We start from the raw sequence: 14,985 nt of genomic DNA, 5'->3' as shown, positions 1-14,985 counted from the left end.
GCACATGCTCAATCCTGCCGATCTTCCCGTGTCGACGCTGCTGAATGAAGTAAGCCGCGATGGTTTCGCCTTTGCAGCGGCCGACCGCATGCAGCCAATGCTGACGGCGGTCGGCGAACTGTCGGACTGGGCGGCGTTCGCGGACAGCTGGAACCACCTCGAACCGGACCCGTATCTCGCCGCCAAAGGCCGCTTCCGCCGCCGCCGGCACGCCACTTTCTCTGCCACGGCCCAAGGCGGCGTCAGACCTGAAGCGCATCAGGCGCACTTTCAGGCGCTGCAGTACAACGCGTTGCAGGGCGATATCGAGCGATGGTTCGAGCCGGTCACGCCCGCCGTGGTTGCGGGCGCAAGCATGCGCAGCATTCTCGGCTTCTGTCGTGAGTTTTTCGGTTCGCTCGCACCAGCAGTGCCTCGTTGGCATATTGAGGTGCACCAGTTTCGCATTGAAGCCACCCGCGACGCCGCGGGCGAGCCCACGCCCGAGGGCAGCCATCGCGATGGCGTCGACTACGTGCTGGTGCTGCTGATCAACCGCCACAATATTGCCAGCGGCACCACCACCATCCATTCGCCGGATGGTCGCCTGCTCGGCGACTTCACCCTCACCCATCCCCTGGATGCGGCGCTGATCCACGATCCCAGCGTTTTCCACGGCGTGACGCCGGTGCGTCCGCTGGTCGCCGACGAAGCCGCGTTCCGCGATGTGTTGGTCGTGACATTCCGGGCGTCCGCCTGACCGGCTAGCGCTTGCGCATGTTCACTTCGACGCGCTGCGGCTGCTGCGCGCGATAGATCAGATAAGACAGCGTCCAGGCCAGGACGAACATGCCGATCACGGCAAAGCCCAAGCTGTCCGTGTGGTCATTCAGCGCACGGATGATCTTCCATGCCGTGCCCTGCCAGCGAAATGTTTCGCCCAGCCATCCGATCGCCTCGGTGCCGGCCACCACGATCGCTACCAGCGCGGACACCAAGGTGATGGTCATGTTGTAGTAGAGCTTGCGCAGCGGCCGCACGAACGCCCAGTCATACGCGCCCAGCATCACCACGCCGTCGGTGGTATCGATCAGGGACATGCCGGCTGCGAACAAGGCGGGCAACACCAGGATCGCCATGATGGAGACGCCTTTGACCGTCTCCTGCGCGGACACAGTAAACATCGCTATTTCGGTGGAGGTATCCAGCCCCAGCCCGAACAGCAGCCCGAGCAGAAACATGTGGCGACTGCGCGTCACCAGGTGGAACAGGGGCCTGAAGATTCTGGCCAGGAAACCGCGTTGGTGCAGCAGGCGATCGAGGTCTTCCTCGACATACACGCCCTCGTTGCGATATTGCCGATAGCTCTGATGGATCGACAGGAAGATGGCAAGGTTCATCACCGCAATGGCAAGCAGGAAGGCGACGGATACCGACGTGCCGATCGCTTCGCCCAGGCTGCGTAGATGCTGGAATACCGCCAGGGACCGCGTCGCGAGGGCGACGCAAACGGCCACCAGCACAACGATCATTGAATGCCCCATGGCGAACCAGAAGCCCACGGAAACCGGGCGCTGTCCCGCCTGCATAAGCTTGCGAGTGACGTTGTCGATGGCGGCGATATGGTCGGCATCGACGGCATGACGAAGGCCAAGACCGTAAACCAATAGTGCAACGCCCAGCAGTGACGGCCTCGCGTGCAAGGCCGCAATCGCCCACAGCCATGCGCCGACATTGAAAGCGATCAGCAAGACATAGATGAACTGCAGCTTCTTGCGGATGCTGATGTCGCCAGCGTCCGTGGTGAGCGTGACGCGCCCTCGGGTGCTCGCGGTGGGCTGTCGGCATGGACCGTGCGCGGCGTACATCGCGCTACTAGAGCGCCCCCTGACATCCACCGCAACCCATACTTCCGCACAATTGCGTGTCATGCACACGCAGCGCAGCATCCAGTAGTTCGTTTGCGTGAGTGCGATACGCCGTGACGTCGTCATGAAGACGCATCCACCTGATGGAACAGCGTTGGCAGCGCCACGCATTCTTCCATCACGCATAGGCGGTGAATCATGTCGCACCACTATCCCGGCCCTGACTTCGGGTTTCCGCACGGCGATGCCCGCCTCAATCTCACCGACCTGTATGCCTTCCCCAAACCGGGAAGCGCGGACAAGTCGATCCTGGTCATGAATGTGCACCCATCGGTGGGCTTGAGTCCCGAAGGGCCGACCACCAACGAACCGTTCTCGGCTGACGCGATCTACGAACTGAAGATCGATACCGATGGCGATGCAGTCGCCAATATCTCCTACCAGGTGCGATTCTTTTCCAGCAAAGGCTGGGCCTTGGCTGCCACCCTGCACAGGCTCGAGGGCGCCCAGGCAGCTGGCATCGGCGATAGCGGCACACTGATTGTCGATGAGGCGCCGGTGTCCACAGGACCCATGGCCGTGGTGACGGAAGCGGGCGAATACCGCTTCTTCGCCGGCTGGCGCAGTGATCCGTTCTTTTTCGATACGCGCGGCGCGCTGAACAATCTGCAGTTCACGGGCGACGATTTCTTTGCCGAAGGCGATGTATGCAGCATCGTGCTGGAGGTTCCCAACGCCGCGCTTGGCACGGGACAACTGGGTCTGTGGCATCGCACGCTCAATCGCGTAGACGGACGCTGGGTGCAGGCGGATCGTACCGCGCGGCCATCGCAGGAAGTATTTCTGGCGGGCGATCAAAAGAGTCTCTATCTCGCCAGCGAACCGGCGGAAGATGCCCGCTTTATTCCCACCTTTGCGCACTCGCTGGAGCACACGGGTGGATATACGCCAGAGGAAGCCACGCGGGTGGCCACTTCGCTGCTGCCGGATATTCTTCGTTACGATCCCGGGCAACCTGCATCCTTCCCCCGCAACGGCAGAACACTGACCGACGATGTGATCGATGTGTTTCTGCCCCTGATCACCAACGGCAAGGTGCTGGGAGACAAGGTAGGTCCGCACAAGGATCTGCTCAGCGAGTTTCCCTATCTTGGGCCGCCGCACAAAGTACGGACTGAGGCTTAGAGCAGGCACAGGCGCGCTGACTCATAGGCCATCGACGGCCGCTGCTTGCTCGACATCTTCCGCGCCCGTGCCACGAAGCTGTGCCCCATAGCGCGCCGGCGACAGGCCGACGACTCGCTTGAACGCATGACTGAACGCGCTCTCCGAGGCATAGCCCAACGTTTCTGCCAGCGTCGCCACCGGCGCATCGCCGCGACGCAGCGCCTGCTCGGCCAGTCGCATGCGCCATCGCGTGAGATACGACAGTGGTGCTTCGCCGGCCACCGCCTTGAAGTGCGTGGCAAAGCTGGTGCGCGACATGGCCGCAGCGCGCGCCAACTGATCCAACCGCCAGGCGCGCCCGGGTTCGCCATGGATCAAGCGCAAGGCCGGCGCGAGGCGCGCGTCGGTAGCCGCCCGCAACCAACCGGCGCGCAATACGCCGCCCGCTGCCAGATGCGCGCGCAGTACCTGGATGAACAACAGATATCCCAACTGCATCGTGGCCAGGCTCGATCCAGGCAAGTCGGCGCGCTCACGCTGCAACTGGTCGAGGATCCAGCGCAACGCCTGTGCCTCCGGCGCAGCGCCGTGCACATGGATATATGGCGGCAACACATCCGCCAGCAACGCGCCGTAGGAAGGATGCAGATGGACATGGCCACCGATCTGCACCACCTCCGCGTCGGCGAACGCCACGCCATCGACGGCCACCATCGGCTCGCGGCGTCCGGCGAATAGCGCGTGCGAATCGTGTGGCGTTGCCGTCAAATCACTCGCAAGCACAAAGTTGCGCTTGGCGGCGAGCAAGATCACGTCACCAGGCTCCAGCCGCAGCGGACTCGCCTCGCCTTCCAGTTGCAGCCAGCACGCGCCGCGCACCGCCGCGAAAAACTTGATCTTGTCCGGCGCAGGAAAGCGGATCGCCCACTGGCCTGACGCGGCAAAGCCGCCGGTCACCAGCGATTGCACATTGGCCAGCTTGAGCACATCGGAAAGCGGATCGTTGAGCATGCCTGAACGATTGGGCATGAATCAGGGATTTTCAAGCATTCATCGTACGAGGCCTGATGCCTAGACTAAGCGTCACCCTCTTCGGAAACCTCCCCATGCCCAGCCTGCAAGCCCCAATCCACACCGGCTTTTCTGCGGCCACCACGGCGCAGGAAGTGCTGACCGGCATCGACCTTGCCGGCCAGACCGCCATCGTCACCGGCGGCTACTCGGGCATCGGCACCGAGACGGCGCGCGCGCTGCGTGCGGCGGGTGCGCGCGTCATCGTGCCGGCACGTGACATCGAAAAAGCCAAGGCCGCCCTGGCCGGCCTGGACGTCGAGATCGCGACGATGGATCTGTCCGACCCATCCTCCATTGATGCGTTCGCTGCGGCCTTTGTGGCCTCCGGCTCGCCCTTGCATATGCTGATAAATAGCGCAGGCATCATGGCCTGCCCGCTGATGCGCGATGCGCGTGGCTACGAGATGCAATTGGCCACCAATCACCTGGGGCACTTTCAGCTGACCGCGCGTCTGTGGCCGGCGCTGGTGCGCGCGAACGGCGCCCACGTGGTGGCGTTGTCGTCGCTGGGGCATCGCTATGCGGCGATGGATTTTGACGATCCCAATTTCGAACACCGCGACTACGACCGCTGGATCGCCTATGGCCAATCGAAAACGGCGAATGCGCTTTTTGCCGTAGGCCTGGATACGCGCGGCGCACCGCACGGTGTTCGTTCCTTCTCCGTCCATCCGGGCCGCATCGTCACCGACCTGGCTCGACACATGAGCACGGAAGAGCTGCAAAAGATCGGTGCCATCGATGAGAATGGCCAAGCGGTGGTCGACCTTGCGCGTGGCCTGAAGAGCGTAGCGCAAGGCGCTGCGACCAGCGTGTGGGCAGCCACCAGCGCGCAACTGGATGGCCTGGGCGGCGTCTACTGCGAGGATTGCGATATCGCTGAACTTGCTCCCGACACCGAGGCTACGGCGGCAGGTCAGGCGAACTTGTCTAGCGGTGTTCGCCCCTGGGCTGTCGACCCCGGTGCAGCCGAACGCTTGTGGACACTTAGCGAGCGGTTGACGGGCGTGAGCATGGCATCGACGTAAGCTTTACGGCGCATCGCGTCTAATCACTTGGCTTGCCGATACACCGTGGGTGTGATCGGCGTACGAGTGAGTGCCATGACGACGTACCGGAGTGTCCAGGTCCAAGGCTTGAACCTCTTTTATCGCGAAGCCGGCAGCAAGAGCGCGCCCACCGTGCTCCTGCTGCACGGTTTTCCGTCGTCGTCGAGGATGTACGACAAGCTGATACCCATGCTTGCCGTGCGCTATCACGTGATCGCACCCGACTATCCGGGCTTCGGCCACTCCGACGCGCCGGACCCGGCCATCTTCTCCTATACCTTTGGGCATCTTGCATCGGTCATCGAGGCACTCACCAAGCAGCTGGGCCTGCAACGCTACACGCTGTTCATGCAGGACTATGGCGGGCCGATCGGTTTCCGGCTGGCGCTCATGCATCCCGAGCGCATCCACGCGATGGTGATACAGAATGCCGTGGCGCATGAGGAAGGCCTGGGCCCTTTGTGGGCAACGCGACGTCAATACTGGGCCGACCGACATGCCTTCGCCGACAGGCTGCGCGCGAATCTGATCTCGTTCGAGGCGGCCAAGCAACGTCACCTTGGGACCGATCCCCACGCCGAACTATACGACCCGGATCTGTGGGCTGACGAATCCGCCTTCCTGAGCCGCCCCGGCCAGGACCGCATCCAGGAAGATCTTTTCTACGACTACCGCACCAACGTGGCGTCGTATCCGCAATGGCAGGCTTACCTCAAGGCGCACCAGCCACCTTTGCTGGTCCTATGGGGAAAGTACGATCCATCCTTTGTGGAACCCGGCGCATGGGCCTACCAGAAAGACGTTCCATCGGCAGAGGTCCACCTGTTGGACGCCGGCCATTTCGCAATGGACACGAAGGCCCTGCAGGTAGCCGATCTCACGCTGCAGTTCCTGGATCGCCACCGCATGCTGGTGGCTCACGCCTAAGGCTGCCTGGCGGACCAGGCACACAGGGATTGTTGCTTCTCACGGAAGACTGACTATCGATTCGTAGCTATTCGATCCTTGCGCACAGCGTCATACAGTGGTTGGCAGTGGCATGACGTTGGCGGCTAACCGGTGCATTGGCATTCAAGACACCGGGGCCGCGTTGATGGCCGACGATGAGGTGCTTGCATGGCTCGTGATCGCGCTCGTCTGATCTTTGTTCTACTGCTGCTGCCCTTCGTAGGGCTGCTCTGGGTGTCGTCTTACAACAAGGCCGAGCCCGCACTGTGGGGCTTCCCGTTCTTCTACTGGTACCAGCTGCTATGGGTGCCCATCACGGTGATCCTGCTCTGGATCGTCTATGGGAAATCGCGCCATGACGACTGAGCCCGACTATGTCGCCATCGGCGTTTTCACCGCGCTGTTCGCACTCGTCACCGTGATGGGATTTCTGGCGGCACGCTGGAAGCAATCCTCCGAACCGACCAACCTGGACGAATGGGGCCTCGGCGGGCGCCGCTTCGGCACCTGGATCACTTGGTTTCTGGTCGGCGGCGACTTCTACACGGCCTATACGATTATTGCCGTGCCGGCGCTGGTCTACGCCGTGGGCGCCTACGGCTTCTTTGCCCTGCCCTATACCATCATCGTCTACCCGTTCGTATTCGCCGTGATGCCGGTGCTGTGGCGCAACGCGAGGGAGCACGGCCATATCACGGCGCCGGATGTGGTGTATGGCCGATTCGGTTCGCGTGCGCTTGAACTGGCAGTAGCCATCACGGCCGTGATCGCCACCATGCCGTATATCGCGCTGCAGTTGGTGGGCATGACAGCCGTATTCGCCGCCCTGGGTTTGCGCGGTGAAATACCGCTGATCATCGCGTTCGTGATACTCGCCGTTTATACCTATTCCTCCGGCATCCGCGCGCCGGCGCTGATCGCCTTCGTTAAAGACATTCTTATCTACATTGCGGTGATCGCCGCCGTGGCCGTCATTCCCAGCAAGCTGGGTGGCTATGGTGCTGTCTTCGATGCTGCCGCGCAGGCATTCAAGCAGAAAGGCACTGGCAGCATCCTGCTGGAGCCGGCTCAATTCATGCCTTATGCCTCGCTGGCGCTAGGCTCGGCGCTCGCAGCCTTCATGTATCCGCACACCTTGACCGGCATCTTCGCCAGCAAGAGCGCCAACACCATCCGCAAGAACGCGATGTTGCTGCCGGCCTATACCTTGCTGCTGGGCCTGCTCGCCTTGCTCGGCTATATGGGGCACGCCGCTCACCTGAAGCTTGCCAGCAACAACGATGTGGTGCCCGCCTTGTTCAAGGTGCTGTTTCCCAGCTGGTTCGCCGGCTTTGCCTTTGCCGCCATCGGCATTGGTGCGCTTGTGCCCGCGGCGGTGATGAGCATCGGTGCGGCCAATGTCTTCACCCGCAATTTCTGGAAGGCCTATGTGAATCCGGCGATCAGCCCGCAAGGCGAAGCGCGCGTTGCGAAGATCGCGTCGCTGATCGTCAAGGTGGGCGCACTGCTGGCCATTCTGTATCTGCCCACGCATTTTGCGCTGGAGCTGCAATTGCTGGGCGGCATGTGGATCCTGCAAACCTTCCCTGCGCTGATGTTCAGCCTGTTCACTTCGCGCGTCGCCGCGCGCTGCCTGCTGGTTGGATGGATCGCCGGCATGGCCAGCGGCACCTGGCTCATCTGGTCCGACGGACTCAAGCCCATCCACCACTTCGACTGGGGATCGCTGTCGGTCTCGCTGTACACAGGACTGGTGGCGCTGATCATCAATCTCCTGGCAGTGGCGATTGTCCATGCGATCGGCAGCCTCTTTTCCACAACGCAAACAAACCGCTAGCCATCACCGGCCAGGTCATCCCTCGATCTTCCACGAACGCATCGACAGGAGTGCACGGCATGTCCCATGCAAGAGTCCTTTTGCTCGCCACGCTGGCTTCGCTGGCCTGGGCGGCGCCACTATCGGTCCGTAGTGCTGGTTTGCCGGTGAAGACCTTTGGATCAGTGTTGCCCGAAGACATTCAATGGGAGCCGTTCCCCGCCTTTCCGCCCACCGCACGCCTGGCCATCGTGGTCGGCGACCCGAAGCAACCCGGTCCTTACGTGGTGCGCGTCAAGGTGCCCGCCGGTGTGAAGCTGATGCCGCACACGCATCCCGAGGACCGCATCTACACGGTGATTTCCGGCGTGTTCTACATCGGGCTCGGCAAGACCTTTGACGAATCCAAACTGGTGGCATACGGACCCGGGAGCGTGGTCGTGCTGCCTGGCAATACGCCCCACTTCCACTGGGCGAAGTCGGGAGAATACGTGACCCAGGTTTCGGGCTATGGGCCGCTAGGCATCGATTACGTCGATCCCAGCAACGATCCACGCCATCACTGACGTCCTCATCACCACCAAAATGTGCAGCTGGCTCCTGCGTGGTTACGCAGGAACCTCGCGTGCGCGATCTGAAGCCACGCATCGCCAGCCGTGTCGCAACGACGCGGCGACTGGTACGTAAGTGCAATTGCCGGTAACCACCGCCTTCCGGAAGAATCAGGCGAGCTACGGCGAGGCCCCGGCTCCACGGTGAGGGGAACGCCCACCCCGGCTATCAATGGAGAGCGCCCACCATGGACCGCATCGAGGCCATGAAGATTTTCGTCGCGACCATCGACGAGGGCAGCCTTGCCGCCGCGAGCAGGAAACTGGGGCGATCACCGGCCGCGGTCAGTCGGGCAGTGGCTTTTCTCGAAGCTTATGTGGGCGTGCAGTTGCTACACCGCACGACGCGATCGATCAGGCTCAGCGAGGCCGGCGAGCCTTATGCAAGCGCCTGCCGACGGCTGCTCGCCGACTTGCGAACGGCCAATATGCAGGCGGCCCGGCAAAAGTCCGTCGCGCGCGGAACGCTGACCATCACGGCGCCGGTGATGGCCGGCGAGGCCTATGTGCGCCCGATCGTGGATGCCTTCGTGCAGGCCTGTCCCGCGGTCAATGTCCGCATGCATCTCAGCGACTGCCCGGCACCGTGGGTTGACGACGACATCGATGCCGCACTGCGCATTGAACAGTTGGCCGACTCCAGTTTGATCGCCCTGCCGGTGGGTGAGGTCCGCCGCGTGGTGGTGGCGTCGCCGCGCTACCTGGCCGAGCATCCGGTGATCCGCGAGCCGGCCGATCTGGCCAGTCACGCGATCATCGCGATGACGCAGTTCGGACTGGACGCATGGAGCTTTCCCGCCCTACCCGGCTCATCCACGCCACGCTCCATTCATTTCATGCCACGCCTGATCGTCAACAGCGTGCGCGGCGCCATCGACTCGGTGCTCGCCGGCGCGGGGCTCACGCGGCTGTATTCCTATCAGGTGGCGGCTGAAGTACGCGAAGGCTCGCTCGCCCTGGTGCTGGCGGACGCGGATTTATCGCTGACGCCGGCGCAGCTGGTGATCCCTTATGGCCGCCTGTCCGTGCCCAAGGTCCGCGCCTTCGCGGACTTCGCCGTGCCGCGGCTACGTGCGCATTTCAGCGGCGCCGCAGCGCCATGGCGCGCTCCGCGCCCGGCGGAACTCGCCATTTCGCTCGAATAGATGGTGGTTGCAACTCGCTCCTCAGCCCATCACAAGTGATCGACATCCACCATGGCCTTGGCAAAAGCCTCGGGTGCCTCTTGCGGAAGATTGTGGCCGATGCCACCGGCGATATCGCGGTGCGCATATTTGCCGGTGAACTTTTTTGCGTAGGCGCTGGGATCAGGATGCGGCGCGCCATTGGCGTCGCCCTCCATGGTGATGGTGGGCACCGTGATCACGGGAGCGGTGGCGAGCCGCTGCTCGTCTTGGTCATACTTCGCCTCGCCCTGGGCCAGCCCGAGACGCCAGCGGTAGTTGTGGATCGCGATGGCTACGTGATCGGGATTGTCGAACGCGGCGGCCGAGCGATCGAAGGTGGCGTCGTCGAAATCCCACTTGGGCGAGGCGAGCTGCCAGATGAGTTTGGCGAAATCGTGCCGGTATTTGTCGTAGCCCTCCTTGCCGCGATCCGTCGCAAAGTAGAACTGATACCACCACTGCAATTCCGCCTTGGGTGGCAGTGGCGTCTTGCCCGCTGCCTGGCTGCCGATCAGATAGCCGCTCACTGACACCATCGCTTTGCAACGCTGCGGCCAGAGCGCTCCGATGATATTGGCCGTACGTGCACCCCAGTCGAAACCGCCGATGGTCGCCTGCTTGATCTTGAGCGCATCCATCATCGCCACGATATCGGCCGCCAGCGCTGCCGGCTCGCCATTGCGCATGGTGCTGTCGGAAACGAATCGGGTGGTGCCATAGCCGCGCAGATAGGGAACGATGACCCGGTAACCCGCCGCGGCCAGCAAGGGCGCCACGTCCACGAAACTATAGATGTCGTAGGGCCAGCCATGCAGCAGCAAGGCGACCGGCCCTTTGGCGGGACCGTCCTCGGCATAACCGATGTCCAAATCGCCCGCCTTGATTTGCTTGAGCGGCGCAAACGAAGTGTGCGCACCTGCCTTCGCCGGCATCTGCAGCTTGGGGCCGGAGCCGCCCTGTTGCGCATGCCCCAGGGACGCGACGCCCAGCTGCGTGGCGGCCAGCGTGACCGCCGCAGCGCCAACCAGCTGGCGACGGCGGACGTCGATGTCATCGGGAGACTCAGTGCGGTTCATGGCGGGCCTCTTGGAAGCGGAACAAATTCAGCCAAAGGTGAACACAAACGCCTCAGCGCCCGGATCGAGAAATTCGATCGCGAACTCGTGGTCGAAAATCGGCAAGGGCTGCCGGATCAGTTGATACATCCGTGGCGTAGTCAGCTTGCCCTCGCCCTGCTCATCGACGTCGATACCGTGGGCCGCGCCGGGTGGCTTGCCATCGATGGTCACACGAAATCGCATGGACGATCCCAGCGTCGACGGCCCCATCACCAGATGCAGATCACGCGCATGAAAGTGGTAAGCGATGCGTCCCGGGGCCTTGTTCAGCACCGCCGAATGCTTGCCCACCGTCCAGTCGCCCATCAGTGCCCACTGGTTGAGATTCAACAACGACGGCCTCGCGTAGATGTTGCGCTCGCTGAAGCGGCTGGCGCCGGTCGAGGCGAAATTCTCGCGTCGCTCTGAACCGATATAGGTTTCCGGCGATCTCACATCGTCCCAGTCGGGCGCCGCTTCAACGCCGCGCGCATCGACTGCCACCAGGTCATGGCTCACCTGCGTTGCGCCAGCCTCGACCAACAACTGCTGGATGATTCGCTCGGACTGGTCGTACTCGCCTTCGCCAAATACGTGATGGCGTATCGCACCCTTGGCGTCGATGAAGTACAGCGCCGGCCAATACTCGTTGTTGAAGGCATTCCAGATGGCGTGCTGGCTATCGATCGCGGTGATCAGGGGCGGCCCAAAGCGCAGGTCCTTTACCGCCTGGCGAACATTGTCGGGATCTTTTTCAAAGGCAAACTCGGGCGCATGCACGCCGATCACGACCAGGCCCTGGTCCCGGTATTTGTTTGCCCAGGCCCGGACATAGGGAAGCTGGCGTATCGAGTTGATGCACGAATACGTCCAGATATCGACCAGCACCACCTTGCCGCGCAAGGCCGCCGGCGTCAGCGGCGGCGAATTGAGCCACGCCACGGCACCGTCGAGCGGCGGGAAGCTACCTTCAAGCGGCAAGTGGATCGCACCCGACGCCGGCGCCGGCGCGTCGCTTTGTTCGCGCGCATGCGTCGCCAGTAGAAATACGGTGGCAAGGACCACCAGGGAGACCAGCAGGCGCTGGTTTGCTTTCATGGTTAGGCCTTGATCCTCGTCGCAAGCTGGCCACCCGCAGTGGCGGTACGGACGTCTACTTCGCCATGCCCAGCAGCACCTGCCTCATCGCCTCATCGCTGGCACGGGAGGCCAGCGAGCCCTACCCCTCCGCGAGGCTGCACCAGTCGCCCTTCCAGCGTCTATCGAGCTTTGGTATTGGTTTTCCCCACGAATATCCGGCGCATCGGGCGCGCGTCGTCACATCGTCTCCACACCGGGCGGCGCGAGCTTATGGGGCGATAGGCCGGCCCTGCTTCCAGTGCGCCAAGTCGACGTTGAAGTCACGCGCCAGCGGCCACCATCCGGATAGGCCCGCGAGGCGTCGAGGCTCCTCGTCGACACCAAAGTACCATGGACGACGCTCGGAACTGTGGCGCATAAACGTCGAGGAAGATCGTCGTGCAACACGAGTGGAATCGCATCTTCGACGCGCTCCCTGTCCCTGCGTGGACGGCCTTTGCCGATGGGCGCGTGGACTTCGTCAATCCAAGTTGGTGCGAGTACACGGGACTGGGTTCCGATGAGGCCTTGGGCCAGGGCTGGCAGATGGCGATACATCCTGACGATCTTTCGGCGCTGCTTGCGGACTGGCGTGCCATGGTGGCTTCCGGAGCCCCGGGGGAGCTCGAAGTGCGAATGCGGCAATGCGAGGGAAACTATCGCTGGTTCCTGCTGCGGATGGGTCCGCTGACCGACGCATCCGGCCGGGTGGAGAGATGGTGCGGGATCACCACCGATATCGACGAACGCAAACGCGTTGAACACGATGCGCAACCGGGATTGCCGGATTTGCGCGCCACGCTCGACAGCATGCCGGTGCCGGCAGCCGTCACCACCCACTCGGGCAAACTGCTGCGCATCAACCGGCCCACGCGCGACTACTTCGGCAAGACCTTCGCGCAGCTGAAAAGCCTCAAGCCATCCGATGTCGTGCACCCCGACGATCTGCCGTACATTCTCGGCGCACAGTCCAAAGCGTACGAGACCGGCTCCACGTACAACGTGCAGAGCCGCCACCGCCGCTCCGACGGCGTCTACCGCTGGTTCAACGTCATTGGCATGCCATGGCGCGATGGCGACGGCGAGATTGCCTGCTGGCTGCATCTGCTGATCGACATCGACGATCAGCGGCGGCCCGAGGAAGCCCTGCGCACGGCGGAACGCAATCTGCACGCCACCATCCACACCATCCCTGCGCTGGTGTGGTCGGCGCGCACCGACGGTTCAGCCGAATTCTTCAACCAGCATTATCTCGACTATGTCGGCCTGACCGCCGAGCAGGCGCTCGGCTGGGGCTGGATGGTGGCCGTTCACCCTGACGACGTGGATAACCTGACGGTCTCCTGGCGGCTTATCCTGGCTTCCCACGAGCCTGGGGAAATCGAAACGCGCTTGCGCCGATGCGATGGCGAGTACCGCTGGTTTCTGTTCCGCGTCAATCCGCTGCGCAACGAGTACGGCGGCATCATCCGCTGGTATGGCATCAGCGTCGACATCGACGACCGCAAGCGCGCCGATGAAAAGCTGCGCCGCAGCGAAGCCTTTCTTGCCGATGGCCAACGCATCAGCCTCACCGGCAGCTTTTCCTGGTGCCTGGACAACGACGAGATCGTGTTTTCCGAAGAGCTCTATCGCATCTTTGGATTTGCCCAGGGCAGCACCGTCACGCTGGAGCGGATAACCGGTCGCGTCCACCCCGATGACATGCCGATGCTTACCGAGAAGAGGATCGATGCGCGGACGGCGGGCAACGACCACGATTACGAAATACGCCTGCTGATGCCCAACGGTTCGATCAAACACGTACACATCGTTTCCCACAGCACGCGGGGGCGCTATGGACGGGAGTACCTCGGCGCCGTGCAGGACGTCACCCAGCGCTGCAACTCGGAAGAAACCCTGGGCGCGCTGCGCGCCGAGTTGGCCAGCATGACCAAGATCAACAGCCTGGGCGTACTTACTGCAACGATCGCGCACGAGGTCAATCAACCGCTGTCCGGCGTGATCACCAACGCAAGCACCTGCCTGCGGCAGTTGGCGGCCGACCCGCCGTGCATCGAAGGGGCCATCGACACCGCCAAGCGAACCATCCGCGACGGCCATCGCGCCGCCGATGTGATGACGCGCGTACGCGCCCTCTTCAGCAACAAGGCGACCGTGTCCGAGTGGGTTAACTTGAACGACGCCACCCGGGAAGTCATCGCGCTGTCGCAGAGCACGCTCAAGAGCAGCCGGGTGATGCTGAAGGCCGAGCTGCTGGATGACATGCCGCTGGTCATGGGCGACCGCGTGCAACTTCAGCAAGTGATCCTCAACTTGCTGATGAATGCGGCTGAAGCCATGCGCGAGGTGGATGACCGTCCCAGGCAGCTGGTGATCCGCACCGAGCGCGACAGCGGCGACCGCGTACGCCTGACCGTACGCGACTCTGGCGTGGGTTTTGGCCCCAAAGGCGTGAGCAAACTGTTCGATACGTTCTATACGACCAAGGACGGCGGCATGGGGATAGGGCTATCCATCAGCCAGTCCATCATCGAACGGCATCAAGGACGGCTGTGGGCGGCGCCCAACGACGGTCCGGGCGTGAGCTTCTGGTTTTCCATTCCACGCGCCAGCAAAGACGGGCCAGATACGGCGGCGGACGAGCTGTCCATGCAAGCCTCAACGACAAGCACGACGCGAAGCACGGAGCAGCTGTGACCGCAGCGGGTCCCCTGGTCACCGTGGTGGACGACGACGAGTCCGTGCGCGAGTCGCTGCCTGATCTGCTGGTGGAGCTGGGCTACTCGGTGCGGGCCTTCCCATCGGCGGAAGCCTTCCTGAGCTCAGACTGCATTGGCGCCGTCAGATGCCTGATCCTCGACATGGCCATGCCCGGCATGTCGGGACTGGAACTGCAGCAGGTGCTGGCGCAAAGCGGACGGGATATTCCCATCGTCTTCATCACCGCCAGCCGGGATGAAAGCGTACGCACGCTGGCGCTCAAGCGCGGCGCGGTCGACTGCCTGTTCAAGCCATTCAGCGAGTCGGTGCTGCTTGCCGCACTCGATACCGCCTTTCACTGAAGCGGACAGCGAGGGCAGCACTTCGC

14 protein-coding genes are annotated in these 14,985 nt (G+C 62.8%); 10 read left to right on the top strand and 4 right to left on the bottom strand.

What is annotated here, in order from left to right; all coding sequences use genetic code 11:
* The first annotated feature begins 4 nt into the window (after positions 1–4).
* Positions 5–739, top strand: a complete 735-nt coding sequence (locus AC1DMY_RS09575) for a 2OG-Fe dioxygenase family protein (RefSeq protein ID WP_477164712.1) — start codon at positions 5–7, stop codon at positions 737–739.
* 4 nt (positions 740–743) lie between these two features.
* On the opposite strand, the gene AC1DMY_RS09570 is transcribed toward AC1DMY_RS09575, so the two are convergent.
* On the bottom strand, positions 744–1,973 hold the full coding sequence (locus AC1DMY_RS09570) for a HoxN/HupN/NixA family nickel/cobalt transporter (RefSeq protein ID WP_477164711.1): 1,230 nt from the start codon (positions 1,971–1,973) through the stop codon (positions 744–746).
* A gap of 72 nt (positions 1,974–2,045) precedes the next feature.
* On the opposite strand from AC1DMY_RS09570, the gene AC1DMY_RS09565 reads away from it, so the two are divergent.
* Complete coding sequence (locus AC1DMY_RS09565) at positions 2,046–3,032, top strand: DUF4331 family protein (RefSeq protein ID WP_477164710.1); 987 nt, start codon at positions 2,046–2,048, stop codon at positions 3,030–3,032.
* 21 nt (positions 3,033–3,053) lie between these two features.
* On the opposite strand, the gene AC1DMY_RS09560 is transcribed toward AC1DMY_RS09565, so the two are convergent.
* Positions 3,054–4,043: an AraC family transcriptional regulator gene (locus AC1DMY_RS09560; RefSeq protein WP_477164709.1), complete on the bottom strand. Its 990-nt coding sequence runs from the start codon at positions 4,041–4,043 to the stop codon at positions 3,054–3,056.
* Positions 4,044–4,120: 77 nt separating this feature from the next.
* Between AC1DMY_RS09560 and AC1DMY_RS09555 the strand changes: the two genes are divergently transcribed.
* From AC1DMY_RS09555 to AC1DMY_RS09530, 6 genes are all read left to right on the top strand, one after another.
* Positions 4,121–5,116, top strand: a complete 996-nt coding sequence (locus tag AC1DMY_RS09555; protein ID WP_477164708.1) for an oxidoreductase — start codon at positions 4,121–4,123, stop codon at positions 5,114–5,116.
* A 75-nt stretch (positions 5,117–5,191) separates the two neighbouring features.
* On the top strand, positions 5,192–6,064 hold the full coding sequence (locus AC1DMY_RS09550; RefSeq protein WP_477164707.1) for an alpha/beta fold hydrolase: 873 nt from the start codon (positions 5,192–5,194) through the stop codon (positions 6,062–6,064).
* Between the two features lie 189 nt (positions 6,065–6,253).
* Entirely contained in the window at positions 6,254–6,451 is a 198-nt protein-coding gene (locus tag AC1DMY_RS09545) for a DUF3311 domain-containing protein (protein WP_477164706.1), read from the top strand.
* Positions 6,441–7,922 (top strand): monocarboxylate uptake permease MctP, encoded by a 1,482-nt coding sequence (gene mctP, locus AC1DMY_RS09540; protein ID WP_477164705.1) that lies wholly within the window; start codon positions 6,441–6,443, stop codon positions 7,920–7,922. The genes AC1DMY_RS09545 and mctP overlap by 11 nt, the downstream gene beginning before the upstream one ends.
* Positions 7,923–7,981: 59 nt before the next feature.
* Complete coding sequence (locus AC1DMY_RS09535; protein ID WP_477164704.1) at positions 7,982–8,467, top strand: cupin domain-containing protein; 486 nt, start codon at positions 7,982–7,984, stop codon at positions 8,465–8,467.
* A gap of 233 nt (positions 8,468–8,700) precedes the next feature.
* A complete protein-coding gene (locus tag AC1DMY_RS09530; RefSeq protein WP_477164703.1) occupies positions 8,701–9,657 on the top strand; it encodes a LysR family transcriptional regulator in 957 nt (318 codons plus the stop codon).
* A gap of 29 nt (positions 9,658–9,686) precedes the next feature.
* Here the strand turns inward: AC1DMY_RS09530 and AC1DMY_RS09525 are convergent, their stop codons facing one another.
* Positions 9,687–10,754, bottom strand: coding sequence for an alpha/beta fold hydrolase (locus AC1DMY_RS09525; RefSeq protein WP_477164702.1), 1,068 nt, complete (start codon positions 10,752–10,754; stop codon positions 9,687–9,689).
* A gap of 27 nt (positions 10,755–10,781) precedes the next feature.
* Complete coding sequence (locus tag AC1DMY_RS09520; RefSeq protein ID WP_477164701.1) at positions 10,782–11,873, bottom strand: redoxin family protein; 1,092 nt, start codon at positions 11,871–11,873, stop codon at positions 10,782–10,784.
* A 420-nt stretch (positions 11,874–12,293) separates the two neighbouring features.
* Here AC1DMY_RS09520 and AC1DMY_RS09515 point away from each other — a divergent pair, with 420 nt between their 5' ends.
* Complete coding sequence (locus AC1DMY_RS09515; protein ID WP_477164700.1) at positions 12,294–14,594, top strand: PAS domain-containing sensor histidine kinase; 2,301 nt, start codon at positions 12,294–12,296, stop codon at positions 14,592–14,594.
* Positions 14,591–14,959 (top strand): response regulator transcription factor, encoded by a 369-nt coding sequence (locus tag AC1DMY_RS09510; protein ID WP_477164699.1) that lies wholly within the window; start codon positions 14,591–14,593, stop codon positions 14,957–14,959. The genes AC1DMY_RS09515 and AC1DMY_RS09510 overlap by 4 nt, the downstream gene beginning before the upstream one ends.
* Positions 14,960–14,985: the final 26 nt, after the last annotated feature.

The sequence above is a fragment of the Dyella sp. 01L423 genome (genome assembly GCF_056399945.1).
This window is presented reverse-complemented; position numbering and strand designations above follow the sequence as displayed.

Excerpts from the sequence above, each read along its gene's own strand:
- AC1DMY_RS09575 (WP_477164712.1), top strand. The coding sequence starts at position 5 with ATGCTCAATCCTGCCGATCTTCCCGTGTCGACGCTGCTGAATGAAGTA.
- AC1DMY_RS09570 (WP_477164711.1), bottom strand. The coding sequence starts at position 1,973 with ATGACGACGTCACGGCGTATCGCACTCACGCAAACGAACTACTGGATG.
- AC1DMY_RS09565 (WP_477164710.1), top strand. The coding sequence starts at position 2,046 with ATGTCGCACCACTATCCCGGCCCTGACTTCGGGTTTCCGCACGGCGAT.
- AC1DMY_RS09560 (WP_477164709.1), bottom strand. The coding sequence starts at position 4,043 with ATGCCCAATCGTTCAGGCATGCTCAACGATCCGCTTTCCGATGTGCTC.
- AC1DMY_RS09555 (WP_477164708.1), top strand. The coding sequence starts at position 4,121 with ATGCCCAGCCTGCAAGCCCCAATCCACACCGGCTTTTCTGCGGCCACC.
- AC1DMY_RS09550 (WP_477164707.1), top strand. The coding sequence starts at position 5,192 with ATGACGACGTACCGGAGTGTCCAGGTCCAAGGCTTGAACCTCTTTTAT.
- AC1DMY_RS09545 (WP_477164706.1), top strand. The coding sequence starts at position 6,254 with ATGGCTCGTGATCGCGCTCGTCTGATCTTTGTTCTACTGCTGCTGCCC.
- mctP (WP_477164705.1), top strand. The coding sequence starts at position 6,441 with ATGACGACTGAGCCCGACTATGTCGCCATCGGCGTTTTCACCGCGCTG.
- AC1DMY_RS09535 (WP_477164704.1), top strand. The coding sequence starts at position 7,982 with ATGTCCCATGCAAGAGTCCTTTTGCTCGCCACGCTGGCTTCGCTGGCC.
- AC1DMY_RS09530 (WP_477164703.1), top strand. The coding sequence starts at position 8,701 with ATGGACCGCATCGAGGCCATGAAGATTTTCGTCGCGACCATCGACGAG.
- AC1DMY_RS09525 (WP_477164702.1), bottom strand. The coding sequence starts at position 10,754 with ATGAACCGCACTGAGTCTCCCGATGACATCGACGTCCGCCGTCGCCAG.
- AC1DMY_RS09520 (WP_477164701.1), bottom strand. The coding sequence starts at position 11,873 with ATGAAAGCAAACCAGCGCCTGCTGGTCTCCCTGGTGGTCCTTGCCACC.